A 26,955-nucleotide genomic window follows, 5' to 3' on the forward strand; every position below is an offset into this window, starting at 1 on the left:
GGTGCCGGGTTCATCACAGGGCCCCGACTTGACGCGCCCACATATTTCGATTATCGTCAAAATATGGAATCAAAACGCGCCATAGAAGCCTTCGCCGCCCTGTCGCAGGAAACGCGGCTTTCCATCTTCCGTCTGCTGGTGCAGGTGGGGCATGAGGGGTTGCATGCGGGGGAGGTGGCGGCGCGGCTGGGGGTGGCGCCGTCTACCCTGTCGCACCATCTGGGCATCCTGGAACGGGCGGGCCTGCTGCGGTCCTGGCGGGTGCAGCGGCAGATTTTCTATGCCACCGACTATGACGGCACCCGCCGGTTGATCGCCTTCATGATGGAAGATTGCTGTCAGGGCCGGCCGGAGCTTTGCGGCCCCACGCCACTGCCAGCCTGCACAACCGATTGCCGGGGGACCCCGGATTGTCCGGAATAACAGACCCAACCGAGGCTTCGCCCCAGGGGAAACATCATGTCTGAACGCGTTTTCAATGTGCTGTTCCTGTGCACCCATAACAGCGCCCGCAGCGTCATGGCGGAGTGCATCCTGAACCGTGAGGGCAAGGGCCGCTTCCGCGCCTATAGCGCCGGCAGCCAGCCGTCGGGCCGCATCAACCCCCATGTGAAGGAAATGCTGGGCCATCTGGGCCATGAGACGTCGCAGCTCCGCTCCAAAAGCTGGGATGAGTTTGCCGGGCCGGATGCGCCGCAGATGGATTTCATCTTCACCGTCTGCGACAGTGCGGCGGGGGAGGTCTGCCCCGTCTGGCCCGGCCATCCGATGACGGCCCATTGGGGCTTCCCCGACCCGTCCAGCGCCACGGGCACCGATGCGGAGAAGGCCGCCTTCACCGCCGATGTGTTTCGCCAGATCCAGCGCCGGCTGCAGCTTTTCATCAGCCTGCCCCTGGGGTCCCTGGACCGGATGGCCCTGAAGCGCAAGCTGATGGAAATGGCACAGCAGGGGGCCCTGGCATGACCGGCATCACCATCTATCACAACCCCGCCTGCGGCACGTCCCGCAACACGCTTTCCATGATCCGCAATAGCGGCGTGGAACCGACGGTGATCGAATATCTGAAAAACCCGCCGACGCGGGAAACGCTGGTGGATTTGATCGCCCGCATGGGCGTGCCGGTGCGCGCCCTGCTGCGGGAAAAGGGCACGCCCTATGCCGCGCTGGGGCTGGATGATCCGTCCCTGACCGACGCGGCCCTGATCGACGCCATGATGGCGCATCCCATCCTGATCAACCGGCCCATCGTCGTCACGCCCCTGGGCGTGCGCCTGTGCCGGCCGTCCGAACAGGTGCTGGATATCCTGCCCGACGCGCAAAAAGCCGCCTTCACCAAGGAAGATGGTGAGGCCGTGGTGGACGCGGCCGGCAACCGCCTGCGCTGATCCGGCCCCGCCCTGCCAAACCTGTTCCGAAGGTCACCCATCGTGAGCCAAGCCGCCCCCGCCCGCCGCCTGTCCTTCCTGGACCGGTATCTGACCTTATGGATTTTCGCCGCCATGGCGCTGGGTGTGGCCCTGGGCAGCCTGTTTGACGGGTTGCCGGCGGCGCTGGACCGGCTGTCGGTGGGCAGCACCAATATCCCCATCGCCATCGGCCTGATTTTGATGATGTATCCGCCGCTGGCCAAGGTGCGGTACGAGGAACTGCCCCAGGTCTTTGCCGACAAGCGCATCCTGGCCCTGTCGCTGATCCAGAACTGGGTGATCGGGCCGGTGCTGATGTTTGCCCTGGCAGTGATCTTTCTGGCCGACCAGCCCGATTACATGACCGGGTTGATCCTGATCGGGCTGGCGCGCTGTATTGCCATGGTGCTGGTCTGGAACCAGCTTGCCTGTGGCTCCAACCAATATGTGGCGGGGCTGGTGGCGTTCAATTCCATCTTCCAGATCCTGTTTTTCAGCGTCTATGCCTGGTTCTTCTTGGGCTTCCTGCCGCCGCTGCTGGGGCTGGAAGGCAGCGTGATCGACGTGTCTTTCGCGACCATCGCGGAAGCCGTGCTGATCTATCTGGGTGTGCCCTTCCTGGCAGGATTCATCACCCGCAAGGCCCTGATCCGCGCCAAGGGGGAAAGCTGGTACGAGGGGCGGTTCCTGCCCCGTATCTCCCCCCTGACCCTGGCGGCGCTGCTGTTCACCATCGTCGCCATGTTCAGCCTGAAGGGCGGTGATGTGGTGCGGCTGCCCCTGGATGCGCTGGCCATCGCCGTGCCGCTGACGCTGTATTTCTTCATCATGTTTCTGGTCAGCTTCTTCATGGGGCGGCTGATCCAGGCGGATTATCCCCGCGCCACCGCCGTGGCCTTCACCGCCGCCGGCAATAATTTTGAACTGGCCATCGCGGTCGCCATCGCCGCCTTCGGGCTGGCCTCCCCCGTCGCCTTTGCCGCCGTGATCGGCCCGCTGGTGGAAGTGCCGGTGCTGATCCTGATGGTGCAACTGGCGCTGTGGCTGGGCCGGCGCTGGTATCCCACCACGGCCCCGGGTAATACCAACGGGCATAATTCATGACCGTTTGTAATGCTGCGACCGCCGCCGCGCCGCTCGTGCGGCGCGCCCGAGCCAGCGGATGCTGGCGCCGGCGATTGAGGGGCAGGAAAGATTGACCAACGGTCAAGATTTCATGCCACTGGTATAAGGAGCTGTCTTGATGTCCCGTCTGCGCGTGCTGACCGATCCCACCCATCTGCCCGCCCTGGACCCCGCCTATGCCCACCGGCAACCAGCGGCAGGGCTGGGGCCGCTGGGGCACAAGCCGCGCATCCTGCTGCTCTATGGCTCCCTGCGCGACCGGTCCTTCTCCCGCCTTGCGGTGGAAGAAGCGGCGCGGCTGCTGGAATATTTCGGGGCCGAAACACGCATCTTCGACCCCCGTGACCTGCCCTTGCCCGATCAGGTGAAGGGCGATGACCATCCGGCGGTGCATGAGTTGCGCGACCATGCCATCTGGTCGGAAGGCCAGGTCTGGTGCAGCCCCGAACGCCACGGCCAGATCACCGGCATCATGAAGGCGCAGATCGACCATCTGCCCCTGGCCATGGGCGGCATCCGCCCCACGCAGGGGCGCACCCTGGCCGTGATGCAGGTATCGGGCGGATCACAGAGCTTCAATGCCGTGAACAGCCTGCGCATCCTGGGCCGCTGGATGCGCATGGTCACCATCCCCAACCAGTCCTCCGTCGCCAAGGCGTTTCAGGAATTTGACGAGGCCGGCCGCATGAAACCATCGGCCTATTATGACCGGATCGTGGATGTGATGGAGGAACTGGTGCGTTTCACCGTTCTGCTGCGCCCGCATACGGCCACGCTGGTGGACCGCTATTCCGAACGGCGGGAGGAAGGGCGGCCCATCGACCCCGCCCATGATCTGGCGACATTAGCCACCGGCGGCGCGGCCCCCCGCTGAGCGGCAGAACACGACGCCAGCCCACCCTTTCGCCCCTGAAACGGGATAAAGCTGCACCCGCCCGGCTGCCGGCACCCTTGCTGGCGGGGCTCGGCGGCCCTTTGCAGGGAGGGGGTGAGAGACGGAAAAACCAACCGGCAGCGGAATGATCACGGAAAATATGCTTTATTACGATATCGTATTCTAAACACCACCCCTTCATAAACAGCAATATTTTATCACTAATCTCCTATTTATGCGGTATAGTGATAATATGCTGACGCTTGAAGAACCCTCCTCCGCGCTGTGCGTGGCCATTGGCGGCAGGCTGCGGGATCTGCGTATCCAGCAGCGGCTGCGCCAGCAGGACATGGCCGATCGGTCGGGCATTCCGCTATCCACCTATCGGCTGATGGAACGGCAGGGCGCCGGCAGCCTGGAAAATTTCCTGCGTGCCGCCGCCGTGCTGGGGGCAACCGCCGCCTTCCAGCAGCTTTTCCAGCCGGTGGAGGAAGCAGAATCCCTGGATGATCTGTTGCGCCGCCGGCGCCGGCCGGCACGGGTGCGCCATGCGGCTTCTTGATCCCGCCACGCCGCTGGCCGTCACGCTGGATTGGGGCGAAGGAAGGCGGCTGCCCGTGGGACGGCTGGCATTTGACCGGGGCCGCGCCCTGTTTGAGGCCGACCCCGCTTATCTGGCCAGCGGTCTGGACCTGTCCGCCGGCAGCTATCCCCCCCGCCCCGGCATTATCCGGGCGCAGACCGACCGGTTCGAGGGGCTGCATGGCCTGTTCGCCGACAGTCTGCCGGATAGCTGGGGCCGGCTGCTGCTGAACCGGCGGGCTGCCCGGCACGGGATCACCACCGCCCGCCTGACCCCGCTGGACCGGCTGGCCGGGATTGGTGAACTGGGCATCGGCGCACTGACCTTTCGCCCGGCGATGGAGCCGGAGGCCGCCCCCGATGGCGGGATCGACCTGCCCACCCTGGCGCGCGACGCCCTGCATCTGCTGGCGGGGGAGGAGGCACCCTCGCTGGCCCTGCTGCAACGCCTTGGCGGCTCCCCCGGCGGGGCGCGACCCAAGGTGCTGGTCGGGCTGGATGGCGCCGGCGCGCTGGTCCATGGCGAACAGGTGCTGCCGCCGGGATTCACCCATTGGATCGTGAAATTCCCCGCCGGGGAGGATATGGAAGATATCGGCCCGGTGGAGACGGCCTATATGGAAATGGCCCGGCAGGCAGGCCTGCGCGTGCCGGATTTCAAGCTGATCACGGCACCGGACGGGCCCGGCTTCTTCGCCGCCAGACGGTTTGACCGCGACGGCGCGGTGCGCATCCATGTGCAAAGCCTGTGCGCCATCCTGGAGGCCCCGCCGGGCCTGACCCTGATCGGCTATCGGGAATTGCTGCTGGCGACGCGGCAGGTAACCCGCGATGCAGGGGAGGTGAAGGAAGCCTTCCGCCGCGCTGTTTTCAACCTGCTGGCCCATAACCGCGACGACCATGCCAAACAGCATAGTTTCATCATGGACCAAAGCGGCCGCTGGCGCCTGTCCCCCGTTTATGACCTGACCTTTGCCAGCGGCCCTGGTGGGGAACATCAGATGGATTTCGCCGGGGAAGCGCGCCAGCCCGGCCCGGCCGACCTGAACCGGCTGGCTGATCTGGCGGATGTGCCGCGCCCCTTTGTGCGGCAGGTGGTGCAACAGGTGCTGGACATCACCGCCCGCTGGCCCGCCATCGCTGAGGCTGCCGGGGTGACGAAAACCAGTGCTGCACAGATCACCGCCGGCCTGGAAAGGGCGGCCCGGCCTTTCCGGAAAGGATGACGGGGTGATAGGGCGCTGAAAAAGAAAAGCGGCCCACCCCGAAGGATGGGCCGCAGTGGGCCGGCAAGGAGGAGAGTGAAGGGCCGGCCCTTGGGGAGTGTCCGCAAACAGGCTTACAGCCGGCCGCGCAGACCAATCATGAAGGTGCGACCCGGCTCATACTGGGTGAAGGTCGCATTCTCGAACTGGAAGTAGCTGCGCTGCTTGGCCTTGGTCAGGTTGGTGACATCGAAGGTGAGCTGGGGCAGGCCCTTGTAACCCGTCAGCTCATCCAGGTCGAAGCTGGAGGAGAAGTCCCACTGGCGGTAATCATCGCTGAACAGGGCCGCTGCCGGGATACTATTCTGGTTGCTGCCGCTGGACTGCGACCCCTTCGTGAAGGTCTGGGAGATGCGGGCGGAAATGCCGCCATGCTCATAATAGGCGGTCACGTTATAGGTGTAATCCGCCACACCAATGGCCACGGCCGGGGCGGCACCGCTGCCTTTCTGGTCGATGATCGTGGCATTGGCCAGGAAGCCCAGGCCAGGCACGAAATCTTCCAGCAGGAAGTCCAGCGGCTGGACCCAGTTGAATTCCAGACCATTCACCTTCAACCGGCCTTCGGCATTGACCTGCTGCTGCAGCACCACGGTCGCCGCATTGGGGCCGCCGCGCGCATTGATGGCTGCCTGCTGCGTTGCCGACAGGCTGTCATAGGTCACACCATATTGCGCCAGCGCCGTGAAGGGCACGGTGGTGGACCCATTGACGGTGAAACCGGTGATCGACTTGCGGAAGGCCGCAACACCGATATAGCCCTCACGACCCGTATAATATTCAAAGCCCAGGTCGATATTCTCGGAAATATAGGGCGACAGGGCCGAGTTACCCACCGTGCCAACATCCGCCGACGGGCCGGAGAAGTTCAGGCCCGGCAACTGGGCATTCGGGTCCGGGCGGGTCATGGTCTTGGACAGGGCCGCACGAACAACCGCATTCTCGGCGACATTGTAGGCGGCAGACGCCGACGGCAGCCAGTTATCATACTTGTTGCTGATATAGGTGGTATTCACCACAGCAGGATAGCTCGCACCGTCCGGCACTTGGCCGCCGGGCGGGTTGGGAAGCGAATTCCGCGGATCTGGCAAGGACACACGACCACCCACCTTCTGATCGGTCTGCACCCAGCGCAGGCCGATATTGAAGCGCAGGTCATTGCCATCGACCTGCTGGATGCCATTCACCTCGCCATACGCGCCCAGGGTCTTCTCACCGATGAAGCCACCTGCCGCGCCGGTATTGGAAGAACCAGCCTCCGGCGTATTGTCGTGGAACTCATCATAATTGCTGTCGGCCTTGAACTTGTCCCAATCCACGGTCAGGAAGCCGAACTTGCCGGGGCGCAGATAATTGGCCAGCGCACTGCTGGGGATCAGCGAGCCGCCATAGCTGATCGGCGGCATGCCCGCAGAATAGCCGGTGCCGTAACCGGGATATGTCGGGAAACCAGCCGGCGTCGTGGTGCCCGGCTGGTTCAGCCCGGTGCAGGGCGGCTGGCCATTAGGCCGCGGTAAAACAACCGAAGGGTTGTTGCCGCAAACCGCCGCTTGCCACGGATCGCTGTTGTCATAGGCGCTGATCCGGCGCGTCACATCATCATAGGCGGCACCCACCCGCAGGTTCAGCGTATCCTGGCCCCAGGTCAGGTTACCGCGCACGCCCTTGGTCTCCGTCTCACGGCGTTCGTCCTGCATATTGACGCGACCGCCTGTCCAAGCGAACTGCGCCGGGTCATTCAGGTCGATATTCGGCACGATGCTGGGGACGCCCCCATTGTTGGTATATTCCACCGTCACGCCAGAGCTGGCCGGGGTCAACGGACCAACGGTGGGCGATTCACGATGGAAGGTGGACTTGGTGTAATTGACCTGCAGGTCGACGCTCAGATTGTCAGTGATCTGATAGTCAAAGCCCGGATTGATGCCGTAGAATTCAGTCTCTTCAATGAAGGGCCGGTATTCCAGGAAAAACTGGGCATTGGCGAAGGTGCCGCCCGTCACCACGCACCCGGCGGAGCAATCCTCCCGGTCGACCGTCATGTTGATCGGGATCATGGCGCCATTGCGGCCGACCCAGTTCATGTCGACGCGTTCCAGGTCGTTCTTCTTCTTCCCGTACATGCCGTCAATATAGAAATGCAGATCCTCGGTCGCCCGCAACTCCAGCGCGACGACGGAATTGATACGGTCACGGGTACCGAAAACTTCCGCCGGACGGCCCAGGCGGGGGATGATGGCATTGTCGATCTGCTGGATCGTCAGCCCCGGATTCAGCGCCAGCAAGGCGGCGCGGTCCAGGGTTGCCCCCGTCGTCAGGCCATTGCCGGCATTGGCCGGCACGGTGGCGGGAATGGTCCAGTTGCCGCCGCCCGTGGTGTTACAGCCCGTCGTTGCCCCGCACTGCGCGGCTGACAGGTTGGCATTGGTCCAGCCGATGGTCTCAAAACCCGGTGTGCTGACCTGGTTGCGCACGGCGGCCACGCCGATCAGCGCGCCAAACTTGCCCCAGGTATTGCTGGCGAGCGCCGAGGTGCGACCGCCCCACTTGTCGGCATTGCTGTTCTTGGTGCCCTGGACGGAATAACTGACCCGCGGACCTTCGCTGTCGAACGGCCGGGCGCTGCGCATATTCACGGTACCGGCGGCACCGCCCTCCACCATCCCCGCATTCGGGCTTTTCGATACGGTCAACTGGCTGAACAGCTCCGTCGGGAACATGTCCAGATCGACTTCGCGGTTGGTGCTTTGCGCGTCGGTACGACCGGTGGAGGCCACCGCCACCGGGGCGCCATTCAGCAGCACGCGGGTGAAGTTGGTGCCCAGGCCACGGATGGCGATGTTCAACCCTTCGCCCGACACTTCACGGTTGATGGTGATGCCGGGAACGCGGTTGAAGCTTTCCGCGATGTTGGTATCGGGGAATTTACCGATATCCTCGGCAAAGATGCTGTCCTGGAAACCGGTAGCATTGCGCTTGGCATTGGTGGAATTAGCCAGGCTGGACCGGAAGCCGGTCACCACGATTTCCTCCAGCAATTCCGGATTGTTGCTGCCGGAAACCGTCTGCGCCTGCGCACTGGTGGTAAAACCGCCGGCAAGGCAGGTGGCCATCAGCAGCAATGCCTTGGCCGGGCGATGGTTGGACTGGTTAAAACGCTTCTTCATGCTCGTCCCCTCCCTTGGATATGGTCCGCCTGGGCGGACCGGTTTTTGTCATGAGGCTTTTGCACAGGAACTTGATAGCGCTAACAAAACTACGATGCTTTTCCCGTCCCCTAAGGGACGGCACCGTCTCAAGACCCCTGACAGGTTCGCCCTGTCAGGGGCCATCCGTTGCTGCCGGCCGCAGACGCGGCGACAGAAAATGCAGGCAGACCAGGGCCAGCGGATAGGCCCCGGCCGCCACCAGCAGGATCGGCGTGTAACTGCCGGTCGTATCCAGAATCCAGCCGGTGAATTTGGACATCAGCATGCCCCCCACGGCCCCCGCCATACCGCCGATCCCCACCACCGATGCCACAGCGGCACGGGGAAACAGATCGGACGGCAGGGTCAGCAGGTTGGCGGAAAAACCCTGATGGCCCGCCGTGGCCACACCCAGGATCAGCACCGCCAGCCACAGATCACTGACCGATGTGGCAAAGATCACCGGCAGCACGCACAAGGCACAGGCCAGCATGGCGCCTTTACGGGCGAGGTTGATGCCGATACCACCGCGCATCATCCGCGATGACAGCCAACCGCCTGCCACCGACCCCACGTCGGACAGGATGTAAATTGCCACCAGCGGCGGGCCAAACCCTTTCAGATCAAGCCCATACATCCGGTGCAGGAAATCCGGCAGCCAGAACAGGAACAGCCACCAGACCGGATCGGTCAGGAATTTGGCCAGGGCATAGGCCCAGGTTTCCCGCCGCCGCAACAGCAGCCCCCACCCCACCTTGCCCACCGGATCGGGGGCATCGGACCGGATATGGGCAAGCTCAGCCTCGCTGACGCTCTTATGTTGTTCCGGGCTGCGATAGAAAACCAGCCATGCCACAAGCCAGGCAAAACTCAGCACGCCGGTGATGATGAAGGCCGCCTGCCAGCCCCAGGCAAAGGTGATGGCGGGCACAACCAGCGGCGTGATGATGGCCCCGATATTGGCCCCGGCATTGAAGATGCCGACCGCCAACGCCCGTTCCTTCTTGGGAAACCATTCCGCCACCGCTTTCAGGCCGGCGGGAAAGTTCCCGGCTTCACCCGCCCCTAAGAAAATCCGCGCCGCCATGAACTGGACCAGGGTAGCGGCGGCGGCATGCGCGATATGGGCCAGATTCCAGACCGTGAAGGCCAGGGCATAGCCCCAGCGCGCCCCGATCACATCAATGAACCGGCCGAAAGCCAGGTAACAGACAGCATAAGCGGCCTGGAAAGCGAAGACGATGTCGGCATAATCCGTCTCCGTCCAGCCGAACTCAACCGACAGCGACGGCTTCAGCAGTCCCAGCATCTGGCGGTCGACATAATTGATCACGGTGGCCGTGAAGAGCAGCGCCACCACGATCCATCGCCGACCCAGGCGCGCAGGCGCGCCCTGTACTGCTTCAGGCATCATTCCCCGTTTCCCATCCCTGGCGGGTGGTTTACGCCAGGGGGTTGATCCCCCTGTCCGTCCACCCGTCTTGCTCACCACCCAGATAGTCGGAGCCGGTCGGGGGCCCCTTCCCGTCCTGTCACCCCCTTACCAGTTCCACATGCTGCCATCGCGCAGGCGCGCTACCGGCAGATAGGCTGGGGTATAGGGATATTTCGCGGCCAGTTCCTCGTCGATATCCACGCCATGGCCCGGCGCTTCGCCAGGATGCATATAGCCGTCGGCATATGTGTAGGCATGCGGGAAGACGGCATCCGTCTCCGCATTGTGCATCATATATTCCTGCACGCCGAAATTCGGCACCGACAGGTCGAAATGCAGGGCCGCCCCCATGCAGACAGGCGACAGATCGGTCGCGCCATGGCAGCCGGTGCGCACCTGATAAAGATCGGCCAGCGCTGCGATGCGGCGCAGATGCGTGATGCCGCCAGCATGGACAATAGTCGCGCGGATATAGTCGATCCATTGGTTCTGGATCAGCTCCCGGCAATCATGGATGGAGTTGAACACCTCCCCCACCGCGATGGGTGTCGTGGTGTGCTGGCGGATCAGGTGGAACGCCTCCTGATTTTCCGCCGGCGTCGGGTCCTCCATCCAGAACAGCCGGTAGGGCTCCAGTGACTTGCCCAGCCGGGCCGCCTCAATCGGGGTCAGCCGGTGATGCACATCATGCAGCAGATGCAAATCCCAGCCGAACCGTTCCCGCGCCGCCTCGAACAGTTTGGGGGCATGATCCAGATAGGGTTCCGTCGCCCACGGGGTTTCATCGGGCGCGGCGGCGCGGATGGCCGGCTCGTAAACCCCACCCTTCACCACGCCATAAACCTTGTCCAGCCCCGGCACACCGGCCTGGATGCGGATCGCCTTGAAACCCTTTTCCTGATAATAATCAACGCGGTCCAGTGCCTCGGCAATGTCGCGGCCATTGGCATGGGCATAGACCATCGCCCCCTCGCGGCATTTGCCGCCCAGCAACTGGTAGAGCGGCATGTTTGCCGCCTTGGCCTTGATATCCCACAGGGCCATGTCCACCGCCGCGATGGCCGACATCGTGACCGGCCCACGCCGCCAATAGGCACCCTTATAGAGATATTGCCAGATATCCTCGATCTGATGCGCATCCCGCCCGATCAGGCAGGGGATGACATGATCGGTCAGATAGGAGGCCACAGCCAGTTCACGCCCGTTCAGCGTGGCATCACCAATGCCATACACCCCTTCATCCGTGACGATCTTCAGCGTCACGAAATTTCGTCCCGGCGAGGTGACAATGACATAGGCGTTGGTGATACGCATGAAAGGGAACTCCTGGACACGGCGACCCCGCTTCAGGGAACCGCGTCACCGACATCATGGTTGAACAGGGCGGGGAACCGCTTCTCCAGCTCTGGCAGAGAGGTGAGGATTTCCCGCAAATGGGTCCGCATGGCCGACTGGGCACCGTCGGGATCATGCGCGGCAATGGCATCAATGATGGCGGTGTGCTGATCCACCAGGCGCCCCAGCGGCGTGGCATCGGCCATGGAGAGATAGCGCACGCGGTCCATCTGAATCTTGGTTTCCTCCACCACCCGCCAGGCATAATCACACCCGACGGACAGGGCGATATCGCGGTGGAAAGCCTCGTCCAATTCCATGAAGCGGACATTGTCGCGGGCTTTCACGGCATCGGCCTGACGCTTCAGCGCAGTACGGAAGGTGTCGATCTGCCGGGGCGTGGCTTCCGCCGCCGCCCGGGCCACAACCGCCATCTCCACCGCCTCGCGCACGAAGCGGGCATCAAACACCTGACGCACCGAAATCTTGACGATGAAGGAGCCCCGTTGCGGCCGGATCAGCAGCAGACCGGCATCCGCCAGCTTGATAAAAGCCTCCCGCACCGGCTGGCGTGACACGCCAAGCTGGGTGGCGACCTCCTGTTCAGACAAGGCCTGTCCGGGCAGGAACACCATGCTGACAATGGCGCGGCGCAACTCCCGGAAGACGCGGCGCGCCACCGGTTCATTGCTGTCCATATCGATCGGCCGCAGGCCGGGCCGTTCCTGGTCCCGTTCCATGCTCCTCCCCTCACATCATTCTTGCCATCGCCCCGGCCAGTGGCTGGGATTTCCGGCGGGCAATCTATCAACATCGCTGCCCTTACCATTCATGTATACTACCATACCAGTATGGGTCAAGGCGAATGTTAGCGGTAAAAGAAGTGCCAGTGAGGCCCTCACCTGCCATCAGGCCGCCCGCACATTCCACCCCCTTGGCAACCAATTGATATATAATGATGAATTAACAACATCCTCATCGGGAAACGGCAAAGGGCAGGCGCTCCTCATGATGAGGGGTTGAAAGAAACAGGGAAAAAGGCGTGCCCGGCAGGCCCGAAAGCAATTAAGACGGTTGTCGCCTGCCATCATGTATACTACCATACCAGTTAAGGTTGGCGTCGTTGTTGCCAACATTGATAGCGCTACCAAATTGTCACCGGACCTGTATCCCTTCACCATCCGAAATGGATGGGAAGGCGAAGAGTATAAACGACCGGCCCCCAAATAAGGCCGGCGCCAGGGAGGCAGAATGCGACATCTACGGAACCTGCTGGTCGGGCTGCTGCTTGCCACCGGCCTTGTGACCCACTCTCACGCAGAGGATGGGTATGATCTATGGCTGCGGTCGCGGCCGCTGGCCGGCACAGCCCTATCCCACCTGGAAACAAGGCTGGCGACAATTGAAACCGCCGATCCGCAGGGGCTGGCCGTGGCGGAATTGTCGCGCGGTCTGACGGGCCTGCTGGGCCGCAGCCCGGCCCTTGAAAAAGGCGGCGCCGTCCTGCTGGGGCTGGCGGATGATCCCGCCATCCGGGCGTTGAAGCTGGACCTGACCGGCCTGGGCCCGGATGGCTATATCATCCGCACCTTCGGCCCACGCACCATCGTGGCGGCGGAAGGGCGCAACGGCCTGCTTTATGGCGCCTTCCATCTGCTGCGGCTGGCCCGCACAGGCAGCCTGCCGGCAACGCTGGATGTGCGGGAAGTGCCGAAGATCGACCGACGCATCCTGAACCATTGGGACGATCTGGATCGGCATGTCGAACGCGGCTATTCCGGCCAGTCAATCTGGGATTGGCACAAGCTGCCGGACTGGAAGGACCCGCGCTATACCGATTATGCCCGCGCCAATGCCTCCATCGGCATCAATGGCACGGTGCTGAACAATGTGAATGCCAATGCCACCATCCTGACCGCGCCCTATCTGGAAAAGGTGGCGGCGCTGGCGGATGTGTTCCGGCCCTATGGCATCAAGGTCTATCTGACGGCGCGCTTCTCCGCGCCGAAGGAGATTGGCGGCCTGCCCACCGCCGACCCGCTGGACAAGGATGTCATCCGCTGGTGGCAGGCCAAGGTGGATGAGATTTATACCCGCATCCCCGATTTCGGCGGCTTTCTGATCAAGGCCAATTCCGAGGGCCAGCCCGGCCCGCAGGATTATGGCCGCACCCATGCCGATGGCGCCAATATGCTGGCCGATGCGATGGCGCCCCATGGCGGCATCGTGATGTGGCGGGCCTTCGTCTATAGCCACGAGGTGCCGGACGACCGCGCCAAACAGGCCTATGATGAGTTCGTGCCCCTGGACGGGAAATTCCGCGACAATGTGCTGGTGCAGGTGAAGAACGGCGCCATCGATTTTCAGCCGCGGGAGCCTTTTCATCCGCTGTTCGGCGCCATGCCGAAGACCAAGCTGATGATGGAATTCCAGATCACCAAGGAATATCTGGGCTTTGCCACCCATCTGGCCTATCTGGCGCCGATGTGGAAGGAAGTGCTGGATGCCGATACCTATCGGCCCAAACAAGGTTCCACTGTTGCCAAGGTGGTGGATGGCAGCCTGGACGGGCACAAACTCTCAGCCATGGCTGGCGTGGCCAATATCGGCACCGACCGTAACTGGGCGGGATCGCAGTTCGATCAGGCCAACTGGTACGCCTATGGCCGTCTGGCCTGGAACCATGATCTGACATCGGAAGCCATCGCGCGGGAATGGATTGCCGCCACCTTCAGCCCCGATCCCGCCATTCTGGACCCGATCCTTTCCATGATGATGCCGTCGCATCAAGCGGTCGTGGATTACATGACGCCGCTTGGCCTGCACCATCTGATGGGGCGCGGCCATCATTACGGCCCCGGCCCCTGGGTTGAGGGCGGACCGCGGTCGGACTGGACCTCGGTCTATTATCACCGCGCCACGAAGGACGGCATCGGCTTTGACCGCACGGCGACCGGCAGCGATGCCATCTCCCAATATGCCAAGCCCCTGGCCGACCGGTTCAACAAGGTGGAAACGACGCCAGAAGAATTCCTGCTCTGGTTCCACCATGTGCGCTGGGACCGCAAGATGCCCTCGGGCCGGACCCTGTGGGCGGAATTGCTGCATCATTACGGCCGTGGCATTGCCACCGTAGATGGGATGATCACCCGCTGGGATGGCTTGAAAGGGCGTATCGACGATGCGCGCCATGCCGAAGTGGCCGCCTTCCTGGCGATCCAGCGCAAGGAAGCGCAATGGTGGCGCGATGCCAGCGTCGCCTATTGGCAATCCATCAACGGCCTGCCCTTGCCCAAGGGGGAAGCCCCACCCCCGCATGACGCCGCCTATTACAAGGCCCTGTCCTTCCCCTTCGCGCCGGGAGATGGCAAGTGAGGAAACTGGCCTTGACGCGGGAGGTCAAAACGGTGCTGGCGGAGATGTCTTCCAAGGTGCACACCATTTTTCCGTCATTCCCGCGAAGGCGGGAATCCAAACAACAGAGCGGATTATGGATTCCCGCCTTCGCGGGAATGACGGCGAGGGGCCGGGCCGCCTGGCATCTTCCCGCAAGCGTTGGCGCGGGCGCACTGCTCGCCACCCTCACCCTCCTGTCCCCCCTGCCTGCCCTGGCGGCAGAGGCGCCGCTGCTGCACCCGATGTTCCAGGATCATGGGGTTTTGCAGCGGGGCCATCCCATCACGGTCTGGGGGCAGGCCAAGCCGGGGGAAAGCGTCACCGTCACGCTGGGCGATGCCAAGGTCAGCGCCAAGGCCGGCAAGGATGGGCGATGGCAGGCCAGCCTGCCCGCCCATGCCGCCGGCGGCCCCTTCACCCTGACGGCCAAGACGGCGACCGCCACGCAATCGGCCGCCGATATGCTGGTCGGCGATGTCTATCTCTGCTCCGGCCAGTCCAATATGGAAGTCCAGGTCCGCCGGGCGCTGGATGCCTATAACGAGACCGGTCCGCGGGCCAACCAGCCCAAGATGCGCTATCTGGCGGTAGAGCGGGACACCGCCATCACGCCCCGGTCGGATTTCGCCAAGCCCGTGCGCTGGCAGGTGGTTTCCCCGCAAACTGTGGGCGACATGTCGGCCGTTTGCTATTTTTTCGGGCGGGAGATGCGCAAGCTGGAGGATGTGCCCGTCGGCCTGATCAACAGCGCCTGGGGCGGCTCCACCATCGAGGCCTGGATGCCGGAACAGGCCCTGCGTGAACAGGGTGATTACCAGCGCGAACTCTCCTTCCTGTCGCAATATGACAGCAACCGGATCGACGGCGTGCGGGCCTTCACCGCCCGCTGGCAGGAATGGTGGGGCACGGTGGGCCAGGGCAGGCCCTGGACTGAGGTTTTCGGCCAGGGTGACGGCTGGCGGGAAGCACCCGCCGGCTTCCGCGCCTGGGAAAGCTGGGGCGTGCCGGACATGGCGGCCTATAACGGCCTGGTCTGGATGCGCGCCACCATCAACCTGACCGCCGAACAAGCCAAGGCCGGCACCGCCCTGCATCTGGGACCGGTGGATGATCTGGATGTCACCTGGGTCAATGGCCAGCCGGTGGGCAGCCTGTACGGCCCCGGCGATCCCCGCCGCTACCCCCTGCCGCCCGGCACCTTGAAGCCGGGGGCCAACACGATCACGGTTGCCGTCATTGATAATTATGGCGATGGTGGGCTGTACGGATCGGCCCAATCCCAGGCGATTGAACTGGCCGACGGCACGGAACTGCCCCTGCCAGCCCCCTGGCAATATCGCCCCGCCAATGTCGATGTCAGCGCCGCACCGCATGCGCCCTGGGGCACGGTGGATGGCCTTTCCACCATCCACAACGCCATGCTGGCCCCCATCGGCCCCTATGGGGTGCGCGCGGCGCTCTGGTATCAGGGGGAAAGCAATACCGCCAAGCCGCAGCAATATCGCTCCCTGCTGACGGGGTTGATGGCGGGCTGGCGGCGGCAGTTTGGTGCTGACCTGCCCTTCCTGATCGTGCAATTACCGGAATGGGGCTATCCGCAGGATAAGCCCGTGGAAAGCAATTGGGCCCTGTTGCGCGAAAGCCAGCGTGCCGCCGTCGCCGCCGACCCGCGCGCCGGGCTGGCCGTGGCACTGGGGGTGGGTGACTGGTACGATATCCACCCCGCCAATAAGCAGATTGTCGCCAAGCGTCTGGTCCGTGCGGCGCGCAAGGTGGTGCTGGGGGAAAAAATCGCCCCCTCCGGCCCGCTGCCCGCCGCCGTGACCCGCACGGGCGACAGCATTTCCGTGCGGTTCACCGATATTGACGGCAGCCTGATAGCTCTGTCCTACCACCGACCGCTGGGGTTTGAACTATGTGGCGAGGCGGCGGGAAGCTGCCGTTTCGTTGATGCCACACTGAAGGGCGATACCGTCACCCTGGCGGCTGACGGCGGGCCGGCGGTGCGCGTGCGCTATTGCTGGGCCGACAGCCCGATCTGCAACCTGTATGACACGGCCCGCCAGCCGGCAGGCCCGTTTGAATGGCCGGTGAAGTGACCCCGGCACCAAAAATCCACTGAGATTTTTATTAGCGAAAACAAGATGATGGGAGGAAGTTTGATGACCCCGACGCTGTCCCGCCGCCATTTCGGCGGCAGCCTGCTGGCCCTTGGCGCTGCCGCCGGTTTCACCGTCCCGGCCCTGGGCGCGCGCGAAGCCTATCGCGACCCCACCCTGCCCATCGACCAGCGGGTGGAAGACCTGCTGCGCCGCATGACGCTGGAGGAAAAGGTCGCCCAGATGATGGGCGTCTGGCAGGAGAAGGATAAGATCCAGGATGGCAAGGGCGCCTTCTCCGCCCGCGTGGCGAAGAAGAATTTCCCCCATGGCATCGGCCAGATTTCCCGCCCCGGTGACCGGGTGGGCACCAAGGACAAGAGCGGCGAACCCATCGCCGCCGGCGCCAAGGCCAATGTCATCAACCGGGAAGGGCGTGAAGCGGCAGAATACGCCAATGCTGCCCAGAAATGGGCCGTGGAGCAGACCCGTCTGGGCATCCCGCTGCTGCTGCATGAAGAGGCGCTGCACGGTTTCGTCGGGCGCGGTGCCACCAGCTTCCCGCAATCCATCGCGCTGGCATCGTCCTGGGACCCGGCGATGGTGGAGCGGATTTTCAGCGTCGCGGCACGGGAAATGCGGCTGCGTGGGGCCAATCTGGCGCTGGCGCCCGTGGTCGATATCGCCCGCGACCCGCGCTGGGGCCGGATTGAGGAAACCTATGGCGAAGACCCGTGGCTGGTTGGGGAAATGGGGATGGCCGCCATCCGGGGTTTCCAGGGCACAACCCTGCCGCTGGCCCGCGATAAGGTTTTCGTCACGCTGAAGCACCTGACCGGCCATGGCCAGCCGGAAAGCGGCACCAATGTCGGTCCGGCGCAAATCTCCGAACGCACCTTGCGGGAAAATTTCTTCCCCCCCTTCGAACGCGCCATCCGCACCCTGCCCGTGCGTGCCGTCATGGCCTCTTACAATGAGATCGACGGCCTCCCCAGCCATATCAATAAATGGCTGCTGGATGATGTGCTGCGCAAGGAATGGGGCTTCCAGGGTGCGGTGGTCAGCGATTATTTCGCCATCCGGGAGCTGAAAACCGTCCATGCCATGATCGACAATCTGGAAGAAGGGGCCGTCCGCGCCCTGGAAGCCGGGGTCGATGTGGAACTGCCGGACGGGGAAACCTTCCCCGCCCTGCCCGCCCTGGTCAAAGCCGGCAAGGTGCCGGAAGCGCGGATCGATGAGGCCGTGCGCCGCGTGCTGCGCATGAAGTTTGAGGCCGGGCTGTTTGAAAACCCCTATGTCGATGCCAAGGTCGCCGACGCACAGACCGCCACGCCCGACGCACTGGCCCTGGCGCGGGAAGCCGCCGCACGCTGCATCATCCTGCTGAAGAACGAGAATAACCTGCTGCCGTTGAATGCGGCCGGCACCGGCACCTTGCTGGTGGTGGGCACCCATGCCCGCGACACGCCGATCGGCGGCTATAGCGAAGTGCCACGCGAAGTGGTGAGCGTGCTGGACGGCGTGCGCGCCGCCGCCGGCCCGGCCCTGAAGGTGGATTATGCCGAAGGCGTGCGCCTGACCGAGGCCCGGATCTGGGAGGCCGACGAGGTGGTGCCCGTCTCCGACGCCATCAATGACAAGCTGATCGCGGAAGCGGTGGCCAAGGCCGCCAGTGCCGACACGATCCTGCTGGTGCTGGGCGAAAATGAGCAGTTGAGCCGCGAAGCCTGGGCCAAGACCCATCTGGGCGACCGCGCCAGCCTGGAACTGTTCGGCCGGCAGAACGACCTTGCCGAGGCCTTGTTCAAGCTGGGCAAGCCGGTGGTGGTGCTGTTGCTGAATGGTCGCCCCCTGGCCGTCAACATGGTGGCGGAAAAGGCGGGTGCCCTGCTGGAAGGCTGGTATCTGGGCCAGCAGACCGGCCATGGCGTGGCCGATGTGCTGTTTGGCCGAGTGTCGCCCGGCGGCAAGCTGCCGGTCACCGTGCCGCGTGATGTCGGCCAGTTGCCCCTGTTCTATAATGCCAAGCCCAGTGCGCGGCGGGGCTATCTGTTCGACGACGTGACCCCGCTTTTCCCCTTCGGCTTCGGGCTCACCTATTCCAGCTTCACGCTGGATGCCCCGCGCCTGTCCAAGCCCGCCATCGGGGTGGATGAACAGGTGCAGATCAGCGCCACCCTGCGCAATAATGGCAATCGCCGGGCCGATCAGGTGGTGCAGCTTTATCTGCGCGATCAGGCCGCCAGCGTCACCCGCCCGCTGATTGAGCTGAAGCGCTTCCAGCGTGTGGCCCTGGATGCCGGCGCCGCCACGACCGTCACCTTTACCCTCGGCCCCGATGATTTCGCCATCTGGGACGCGGCGATGAAAAAGCGGGTGGAACCGGGCCGCTTCACCCTGTCGCTGGGCTTTGACAGTGTGGACCTGCAGGGCGTGGACCTGCAGGTAGGCTAACCCTTCGTCCGGCGGGGCTACGGCCCCGCCGCCTTACCCGCCCTCACAGCACCAGACTGTTTATCGCCGCCGCCCAGAGATGGGCGGCCTTGATCGGGTGCAGGTGATGGTCACCGGGCGTGGTGTTGCGGAAGGGATCGGCAAGCAGACCAGTTTCAGGGTCCAGAACATGGGCCGATATGTCGGTGTAGAGGATGCCGCGCTCTGCCGCCATCGCGGCAAGGGCCTGATTATACCGTATCGTGAGATCTGTGCGGTCCCGCTGGCTGGCGGTCACCGCATGGCGGGCGCGGGCAACCCGTCCCCATTGCTGCCCATCCCGGATGGTGGGCAAGACAGCACCGGTCAGCACCAGATGGCTGTACCCGACCTCAAGCAATGAATCGACAAAACCAGTATAAGCAGCAAGCGATGCCTGTAATTGCGCCTCAAGGCATTCGCCGTGGGTTTGCGCCCGCCACCACATGACAAAGCCGCAATCAACTTCCCCCAGTTGGATCACCGGGACCACACCGGGCCGGGCGGGCAGCAACCCCTGCCTGAACTGAGCAAGGGCCTGGGTCTGGCTTTCCGGGTTGCGCAAACCAACAGCCGTTGCGCCAGGTACAATCAGGAACCGGGCAGGATGGCGGAGCAACCCCAGTGCCGCCGCGATCTCGAACGACTGGACATGGCTGTCCCCGACGAAATACAGACTATGCATCATCCGGCCCCGCCAAGTATATCCCCGAACCATCACCGTAATTTACATCATGATATTAGAGTGAAAAGAACGGCGCGGATGGTTGCTTATCCATAACCCGTGGGTTATGAAACACTAAAGACCGTGCTACCGCAGGGATATGTCCGATGAATGCCTTCCAGGGAACATTGCCTTTGCTGGATGGGCTATCAATGCGCCATCCCCACCCGTCGGACGATGCCTTCCTGCTGGGCCTGTTCATGGATGCGCGCCCCTGGCTGGCCCAGGCCCACCATGACCGCGACTTCATCCGTATGCTTTACGAACAGCAATATAGTGCCAGACGGACAGGGCAGGAAACCCGCTATCCGCAACATCTGGATTTTGTTGTGGAGAAGGTGGGGCAGGCCGTCGGTCGGATCATCATGGACCTGGGGCGCTATGACTGGCGTATTTCAGAGGTGGAAATCCACAAGCTGGCACGCGGCAAGGGGATTGGCACCAGCCTGATCCGCAGCCTGCAAGGCACGGCAATGCAACTCCGCCTGCCCATGACCCTGTCGGTGAATGAAACCGAAACACGTCTTCACTGGTTTTATCACCGGTTGGGATTTGACCTGTTGGCGCACACCCCGCCGGTTTTGGAATTGATCTGGCTGCCGCCGGGCCATCCCGGCATTCAGCATCTCCCACCGCAGATTCTGCCCCAATCCTTACAGCAGGGATCTTCAGCGGGATAAGGGGGCCGCCGTCATTCCCGGCACAGCAGGCGAACAGGCTTCGGGGCGAAAGAATATTCTTTCGCCCCCAAGGCTCAATTGAAATTCAGCTCAAAGCATGGCCGCGCAGGATCCATCGGGATTGTCCTGACCACAAAAAGGGGGCCGATCGGCCCTTCCGTTGGGTGGTTAAGCAAATAGGTGCCATTGCCAAGCCCATTCTCTGCCAAGGCTTCAAACCTTAGAGTAAAGGCCGTCCGCTTCGCCCTTCTGGGGGTGAATTCCGGTTTTTCGATTACGGTGGTCAGTTCAAGCTCCTTAACGACCGACTGATCAACCGGAGACAGAAACTGGAAATTTTCATTAAGATGCGGAAGGAAAATCGCCGCGCTCATCGTGCTGATATCGACGCTCATCAATGCCATTCCACCTGTAATGAGGGAAAACAAGCCTGCGCCCTGGCTTGATTACGAATCCAGGGCGCAGGTCACAATCAATCGCGGGATGGAAACAAGCCCTGGAGCACAATAAACATTGTCACCGCCAGATAGGGCTGGAGATTGGAGAAAGCGTCTGGAGCAGGCACGCCCCCGCCAGCGGCAACCACCACAATCCCCCCCGATCCGGAAACAGTCACGTTTCCAGTCGCCGTTCCCACCAGATATGCGTTATTGCCGGGATTGGTACTGGTATAAGGGCCGCTCAGCGCGCCCCCCGCACCACCGTCCGAGAACTCAAGACCATTCAGATAATTGCCACCGGCGACCGGGACATTGGCCCCGCTCGTAGCAGCCCCGACCGGGACTGAAACGGCGGCGTTGATGGTTGAAGAGCCCCCCCCGCCGGTTGGGGTGAACGTGGCACCATGGGTGTGCAGCGGCAAATTGCCCTGGTTGAGCGTGATTGCTGCCACACCGCCACTCGCCCCCATAGGGATATTCGCGTTCAGATAAGGGCTTGCCCCCATGCCGATCAGGGTACGGCCCCGAAGATCAGGCAAGCCTATGGTGGAAACACCATTGCCACCGTAGAGGGTCCCAACAAGAGCCCAAAGCGCCTGATACTGATTAGTAGGTACTGTCTGTCCCCAGCATTGCGCCGTCGATTGTGGCGCATAAGTACCGGCGAACGGAAAGATAAGACCTATATAAACGTCCATGATTCGCCCCACCTTATTGCGAATAGGGTCAGCGACACAGGCTTAGTCCCGCATGGGGTAGATCCCCGTGGTAGTGATGAACATGGTGACGGCCAGATAAGGCTGGAGGTTGGAAAAGGCTGCTGGAACCGCCACCCCACCACCAGCCGCAACAGTAACTGTGCCGCTGGCGCCGGATACGGTTACATTGCCCGTAGCCGATCCCTGCAGATAGGACGTATTGCCAGGGTTGCTATTAATATAGGGCCCGGTCAGCGCGCCCCCGGCACCGCCATCACTAAACTCCAGACCGCTCAGATAATTGGCCCCGGCAGCCGGCACATTGGTACCGGTCGTGGCAGTCCCCACCGGGATTGAGACAGTTGCATTGATGGTGGAAGAACCACCGCCGCCGCCAGGTGTGAAAGTGGCGCCGTGGGTATGCTGAGGCAGATTGAGAGCGGTGAGTTGCGTGCTGGCTGTCCCGCCAGAATTGCCGGGATTCAGGGTGATATTGTTCAGATAAGGGCTCGTCCCCGTACCGACCATTACCCGGCCGCGCAAATCTGGTAAATTGAAATTTGTACTATTTCCACCATAGAGATTCACAACGATAGAATAAAGTGTCTGGTACTGACTGACAGGCAATTGCTGCCCCCAACATTGGGCCGAATATACAGGCGCAAATGTGCCCGCGAATGGGAAAATCAAACCCAAGAAAACATCCATTTCAGCCTCCCCTTACTCGTTTCTATTGATGTTAGGATGGAACATCGCCTTAAGGACAGTCCATGGGATGCCGGATAGCACACAGGACGCTTCAGACCCAAAATATATATCACACTTACAATTCAGAGCTTATAAAATATTATACCAAAATTATGATAGGTTGCTATCAGGCCGCACTATGCAATGCAGCGCAAGCTGGTCGACGCCGGGCCCACGCGGAAGTGGTAGCCGTTCCGCGCGGAAAGCGCTCTTACTGTGAACGCATTCACAACCATGAGGTTATCGAATCCATTGTCTGGGCAAGCAAAAAAATGGTACCTATTCCAGCCTGTAATTAACGCTATTGGCAGCGACTTCCCGCTTATTGTCGGAAAGCCGTGGTTTTGGGGAGGGGTACTATGGCGGGCAAACGGATAACCAAGGGTGTGGATGCAGGCAAGGTATCCACCACAACCCGAAGCGCTCGTTCGTCGTTGCTGGCCATGGCGCTGGAGCCGCGCTTCATGTTCGACGCCGCCGGCGTGGCAACGGCGGCTGATCCGGGCGCAATGGTCCAGCCTGATATCCATAGCGACGCTCATGAGGCAAGCACAGCCGATGCACACGCAATCAAGGATGCGGTGCCCCCGGCCGCCGACGCCCCCAAGGCCACCACAGCAGCGTTGACAGAAAAAGCGGCAACACCAACCCCAGCCGACGCCGGGCAGAATAGTGTCCGGACCGTTGTGTTTGTCGACACGACGGTGAACGATTATGAGACGCTGATCAAGGATATCGCCCCCGACGCCAAGGTTGTGCTGCTCGACCCCAATCGCGAGGCCTTCAGCCAGATGGCCGAGGCGCTGTCCGGCATGTCCGACCTGGACGCTGTTCATGTCGTCAGCCATGGCAATGAAGGCCATCTCTACATTGCCGGCCGCGCCTATTGGGCAGACGGTCTGGCGAACCGCGGGCAGGATCTCCAGGCTATCGGTGCCGCCCTCAGGCCCGGCGGCGACATCCTGTTTTACGCTTGTAACGTGGGTAGCGGAGAGGTCGGGCAGGCGTTCGCCCAGACAATCCACCGACTCACCGGGGCGGACGTCGCGGTTTCCAGCGACCAGACCGGTAATGCGGCGGAGCAGAACTGGACGCTGGAGGTGCAAACGGGTGCCATCGAGGCCGCGACGCCCTTCGCCCTTGCTTCAATGGAGGCTTTCTCCGGCAAGCTCGCAACCGTCACCGTCACCTCTGCGTCCGGGAATGCAGCGGGATCATTGAACCATGCGATCGTGAACGCGGGCGATGGTGACATAATCGTTTTCGACCCCACACTGGCATCCGGCACGATTTCCCTGGGCGTCACGACGACCATTCTGACGGCAGCGGCGCAAAATTTCACGATCAACGGCGACGTGAATGGCGACGGGATCGCCGACATCACGATTTCCGGCGACAATGGCGACAACACATCCTCGTCGGCGGACTATCGGGGCATCCTCTTCAATGCTGCCGGCAAGACGCTGACGGTCAAAAACGTGATCATGGAGCGCTTTTATTCGGCATCCGCCCTGCAAGGAGCGCTAACGCTGCAGAACGGGTCGCTCGAAGTAGATGGCGTGACCTTCAGGAACAACCTGAACAACCCCCTCGCCACAACCACCGCGGCCACATCCCTGACGATCCGGAACTCGGTTTTCCGTGAAAATGTCGGTGTGGTGACCGGAACGGCGGGCTTCGCGGTCATTCGATCACAGGTGACCGGAACACTGACGATTGAGAATACGCTGGTTGTAGACAACAATTACGTCATGAACATGGGCTCGCCTTCAGCGCAGTTCCCCGGCTCCACCATCGTGCAAAACAACGCGGCAGCTTATACGGTAAACATACGCAACGTCACCATTGCCAATAACAGCTACATCAACAATGATGCCGGCGCTGCCAGTGTCAAGACGGCGGGTATCGGCCTCTATTCAGGCGGTTCCTCAACGCTGAACATTTACAACACGATCATCGCGGGGAACTCTGGCAACCTTGCTGGGACGAGCTTTGCCGATCCGAATGCGATTATTTACAACGCTGCCAACTTCACCTTCAATGGCTCTAACAATTACCAGGGCGACATAACCGGCAACGCGGTATTTGTCGATAGCACCAATGCCACGCTCAGCTTGCGAGACTACCGCCCGACATCAACCGCCACCACCTTCATCAACCAGGGCAACAGCAGCAATGCGAGCTATTACGGCGGGAGTTACGATATCCGTGGTATCGACCGCATCCGCGATGGCGCGCTCGACCTTGGGGCCTATGAAGTCCATTGGAACGCTGGGGAGCCCACGGTCGATCTGAATGGGGCGGGAACTGGAAATAACGAGGCGGTGAATAGCGGGACACCCTCGTCCGGCGTCCTCATCGCACCGAACGCCAATCTGGCGCAGACCGACACCGATACCCGCCTGCTTGGTGCCACGGTCAGCTTGTCGGGGATCTCCGATACCGGAAACGAAACGCTCACCCTCTCCGCAGCAGAGGTGAACACGGCCAAAACCTACGGCATCGCGGTGCGTTCCAATGACGGCGCCACGATCACTTTGACCGGGGCGGCGTCATTGGCGGATTACCAATCCGTCATCCGCTTGATCCAATACAAGAACAGCGCCAGCAGCTTCACCGCCGGTGACCGGACGGCGACAATCACCGTGAATGATGGGGAAACAACCAGCACGGCGCGGACCAGTACCATCACCTTGGGTACCGTTGTTGATACAACACCGCCATCCGTCAGCAGCATCGCCCTGTCCGGCACGCCGGGGGCCAATGCGACCTCCGTTTCTTATACTGTGACCTTCAGTGAAAGTGTCACAGGCGTGAATAGCAGTGACTTCACGCTGGCCAGCACCGGCACCGCCACCGGTACCATCAGCGATGTTACCGGGTCCGGCAGCACCTATACCGTAACGGTCAGCAGCATTTCCGGCACCGGCACGCTGGGGCTGAACCTGAATTCCAGTGGCACAGGCATCCAGGATGCCGCCTCCAACGCCATCACGGCAGGCTTTACCGGCACCACCCGCACCGTGGACCGGGATGCCCCCGTGTTCACCTCTTCCGCCACGGTTTCCGCGGCCGAAAATCAAAGCGCGGTCGTTACATTGGCGGCGACCGAGCCCGTGAGCTACAGCATCATCGGCGGGGCCGATCAGGCGAAATTCTCCCTCATCGGGTCTGCGCTCTCCTTTGCTTCCAGTCCGGATTTTGAAGCACCCACCGATACCGATTCCAACAATGTTTATGTCGTCACCGTTCGGGCCACGGATGCCAATGGCAACACCACCGCTCAAACCATTTCGGTGACTGTGACCAACGTCAATGAGGCACCGGTTTCCTCCGTCAATCCGGCCATTTCCGGCACGGCGCAGGTGGGCAATTCACTGACCGCAAGCAGTGGCACCTGGAGCGATCCGGAAAATAATACGCTCAGCTACAGCTACCAATGGTATCGGGCAGACGATAATAGCGGCACCAATCTTGTCGCCATCAGCGGGGCCACGGCAGCGACCTACGCGCTGAGCACATCCGACGCGCATAAGTTCCTGCGCGTCGTTGTCACCGCGAATGACGGCAATGGCGGCACACAAACTGCCACGTCCGCCTATACCGCCATCACCAACAGCGCACCAGCCGCCTCTGCGGTGCCTACGGTGACGGGCTCCTTCTCACCCGGCAGCAACCTGTCCACCTCTACCGGCACATGGGCGGATGCCGATGGCGATACACTGACTTATACCTATCAATGGTACCGGGCCGATAACAGCACCGGCACCGGTGAGGTGGCGATCTCTGGTGCCACAAGCAGCACCTATTCCGTCGTTGTCGGTGATCTCGGCAAGTATCTGCGTGTTGTCGTCACTGCCAATGACAGCAATGGCGGTACGCAGACGGCCGCCTCGACCCGTTCGCAGGTGACAAGCAATGGCGCGCCGGTCAATAGCGTCGTCCCCAGCATCACCGGCACGGCCACTGTCGGCAATGCGCTCTCCACCGGCACCGGCACCTGGAGTGATCCGGACGGCGATACACTTAGCTACACTTATCAATGGTACCGTGCCGATGATAATGCCGGCACCAACCTTGCCCTGATCTCCGGCGCCACAAACGCCAACTACACATTGACCACATCGGATGCGCATAAATACTTGCGCGTCGTCGTTACCGCCAGTGATGGCAATGGTGGCACGCAGACCGCCACCTCCGCCTATACCGCCATTACCAACAGCGCACCGGTCAACAGCGTTGTGCCCAGCATCAGCGGCACCGCCACCGTCGGCAACGCGCTCTCCACCACCAACGGCACCTGGACCGATGCAGACGGCGACGGCCGGTCCTTCACCTATCAATGGTATCGCGCTGACGATAATGCCGGCACCAATCTGGCTCTGATCTCCGGCGCCACCAGCGCCAACTACACACTGACCACGTCCGATGCGCATAAATATCTGCGCGTCGTCGTCACCGCCAGTGACGGCAAGGGCGGCAC

The 26,955-nt window shown here is 62.2% G+C and carries 20 protein-coding genes; 12 read left to right on the forward strand and 8 right to left on the reverse strand.

Going from position 1 to position 26,955, the window contains the following annotated elements; genetic code table 11:
- From G473_RS28725 to G473_RS28735, 7 genes are all read left to right on the forward strand, one after another.
- Nucleotides 1-423 (forward strand): ArsR/SmtB family transcription factor (locus G473_RS28725; protein ID WP_342665678.1); only part of this gene is annotated, 423 nt, incomplete at its 5' end.
- A 36-nt stretch (nt 424-459) separates the two neighbouring features.
- Entirely contained in the window at nt 460-966 is a 507-nt protein-coding gene (locus G473_RS0124025) for an arsenate reductase ArsC (RefSeq protein WP_029015192.1), read from the forward strand.
- Complete coding sequence (gene arsC, locus G473_RS0124030; protein WP_029015193.1) at nt 963-1,388, forward strand: arsenate reductase (glutaredoxin); 426 nt, start codon at nt 963-965, stop codon at nt 1,386-1,388. The genes G473_RS0124025 and arsC overlap by 4 nt, the downstream gene beginning before the upstream one ends.
- A 42-nt stretch (nt 1,389-1,430) precedes the next feature.
- Entirely contained in the window at nt 1,431-2,513 is a 1,083-nt protein-coding gene (gene arsB, locus G473_RS0124035) for an ACR3 family arsenite efflux transporter (protein ID WP_029015194.1), read from the forward strand.
- 139 nt (nt 2,514-2,652) lie between these two features.
- On the forward strand, nt 2,653-3,408 hold the full coding sequence (gene arsH, locus G473_RS0124040) for an arsenical resistance protein ArsH (protein ID WP_029015195.1): 756 nt from the start codon (nt 2,653-2,655) through the stop codon (nt 3,406-3,408).
- A 253-nt stretch (nt 3,409-3,661) separates the two neighbouring features.
- Complete coding sequence (locus tag G473_RS28730) at nt 3,662-3,970, forward strand: helix-turn-helix domain-containing protein (protein ID WP_051330678.1); 309 nt, start codon at nt 3,662-3,664, stop codon at nt 3,968-3,970.
- Nucleotides 3,957-5,216: a type II toxin-antitoxin system HipA family toxin gene (locus tag G473_RS28735; RefSeq protein ID WP_035709376.1), complete on the forward strand. Its 1,260-nt coding sequence runs from the start codon at nt 3,957-3,959 to the stop codon at nt 5,214-5,216. The genes G473_RS28730 and G473_RS28735 overlap by 14 nt, the downstream gene beginning before the upstream one ends.
- Nucleotides 5,217-5,329: 113 nt before the next feature.
- Here the strand turns inward: G473_RS28735 and G473_RS0124055 are convergent, their stop codons facing one another.
- From G473_RS0124055 to G473_RS0124070, 4 genes are all read right to left on the reverse strand, one after another.
- Nucleotides 5,330-8,422 (reverse strand): TonB-dependent receptor, encoded by a 3,093-nt coding sequence (locus G473_RS0124055; protein ID WP_029015196.1) that lies wholly within the window; start codon nt 8,420-8,422, stop codon nt 5,330-5,332.
- A gap of 154 nt (nt 8,423-8,576) precedes the next feature.
- Complete coding sequence (locus G473_RS0124060; RefSeq protein WP_245580330.1) at nt 8,577-9,857, reverse strand: MFS transporter; 1,281 nt, start codon at nt 9,855-9,857, stop codon at nt 8,577-8,579.
- 126 nt (nt 9,858-9,983) lie between these two features.
- Nucleotides 9,984-11,192 carry a D-mannonate dehydratase ManD gene (gene manD, locus G473_RS0124065; protein ID WP_029015198.1) on the reverse strand — a complete coding sequence of 403 codons (1,209 nt, stop codon included), beginning with the start codon at nt 11,190-11,192 and terminating at the stop codon, nt 9,984-9,986.
- Nucleotides 11,193-11,224: 32 nt separating this feature from the next.
- On the reverse strand, nt 11,225-11,953 hold the full coding sequence (locus tag G473_RS0124070; protein WP_051330680.1) for a GntR family transcriptional regulator: 729 nt from the start codon (nt 11,951-11,953) through the stop codon (nt 11,225-11,227).
- 511 nt (nt 11,954-12,464) lie between these two features.
- Here G473_RS0124070 and G473_RS0124075 point away from each other — a divergent pair.
- The 3 genes from G473_RS0124075 (at nt 12,465) to G473_RS0124085 (ending at nt 19,165) form a co-directional block, all read left to right on the forward strand.
- A complete protein-coding gene (locus tag G473_RS0124075; RefSeq protein WP_029015200.1) occupies nt 12,465-14,588 on the forward strand; it encodes an alpha-glucuronidase family glycosyl hydrolase in 2,124 nt (707 codons plus the stop codon).
- Between the two features lie 137 nt (nt 14,589-14,725).
- Nucleotides 14,726-16,708, forward strand: coding sequence for a sialate O-acetylesterase (locus G473_RS0124080; protein ID WP_051330687.1), 1,983 nt, complete (start codon nt 14,726-14,728; stop codon nt 16,706-16,708).
- Between the two features lie 63 nt (nt 16,709-16,771).
- Nucleotides 16,772-19,165: a glycoside hydrolase family 3 N-terminal domain-containing protein gene (locus G473_RS0124085; RefSeq protein ID WP_029015202.1), complete on the forward strand. Its 2,394-nt coding sequence runs from the start codon at nt 16,772-16,774 to the stop codon at nt 19,163-19,165.
- Nucleotides 19,166-19,208: 43 nt separating this feature from the next.
- Here the strand turns inward: G473_RS0124085 and G473_RS0124090 are convergent, their stop codons facing one another.
- Nucleotides 19,209-19,871 carry an SGNH/GDSL hydrolase family protein gene (locus tag G473_RS0124090; protein WP_245580333.1) on the reverse strand — a complete coding sequence of 221 codons (663 nt, stop codon included), beginning with the start codon at nt 19,869-19,871 and terminating at the stop codon, nt 19,209-19,211.
- A gap of 143 nt (nt 19,872-20,014) precedes the next feature.
- Between G473_RS0124090 and G473_RS0124095 the strand changes: the two genes are divergently transcribed.
- Nucleotides 20,015-20,587 (forward strand): GNAT family N-acetyltransferase, encoded by a 573-nt coding sequence (locus tag G473_RS0124095; RefSeq protein ID WP_029015204.1) that lies wholly within the window; start codon nt 20,015-20,017, stop codon nt 20,585-20,587.
- Nucleotides 20,588-20,661: 74 nt separating this feature from the next.
- On the opposite strand, the gene G473_RS0124100 is transcribed toward G473_RS0124095, so the two are convergent.
- From G473_RS0124100 to G473_RS29705, 3 genes are all read right to left on the reverse strand, one after another.
- The gene (locus G473_RS0124100) at nt 20,662-20,982 is read right to left on the reverse strand and encodes a DUF6916 family protein (protein WP_029015205.1); all 321 of its coding nucleotides are present in this window, start codon (nt 20,980-20,982) and stop codon (nt 20,662-20,664) included.
- A 77-nt stretch (nt 20,983-21,059) separates the two neighbouring features.
- Nucleotides 21,060-21,725: a phage tail protein gene (locus G473_RS0124105; RefSeq protein WP_035709275.1), complete on the reverse strand. Its 666-nt coding sequence runs from the start codon at nt 21,723-21,725 to the stop codon at nt 21,060-21,062.
- Between the two features lie 42 nt (nt 21,726-21,767).
- Entirely contained in the window at nt 21,768-22,433 is a 666-nt protein-coding gene (locus tag G473_RS29705; protein ID WP_084438636.1) for a phage tail protein, read from the reverse strand.
- Between the two features lie 398 nt (nt 22,434-22,831).
- On the opposite strand from G473_RS29705, the gene G473_RS0124115 reads away from it, so the two are divergent.
- A partial coding sequence (locus G473_RS0124115; RefSeq protein ID WP_029015207.1) for a DUF4347 domain-containing protein occupies nt 22,832-26,955 on the forward strand: 4,124 nt, incomplete at its 3' end.

Source organism: Niveispirillum irakense DSM 11586 (assembly GCF_000429645.1).
Classification (GTDB): domain Bacteria; phylum Pseudomonadota; class Alphaproteobacteria; order Azospirillales; family Azospirillaceae; genus Niveispirillum; species Niveispirillum irakense.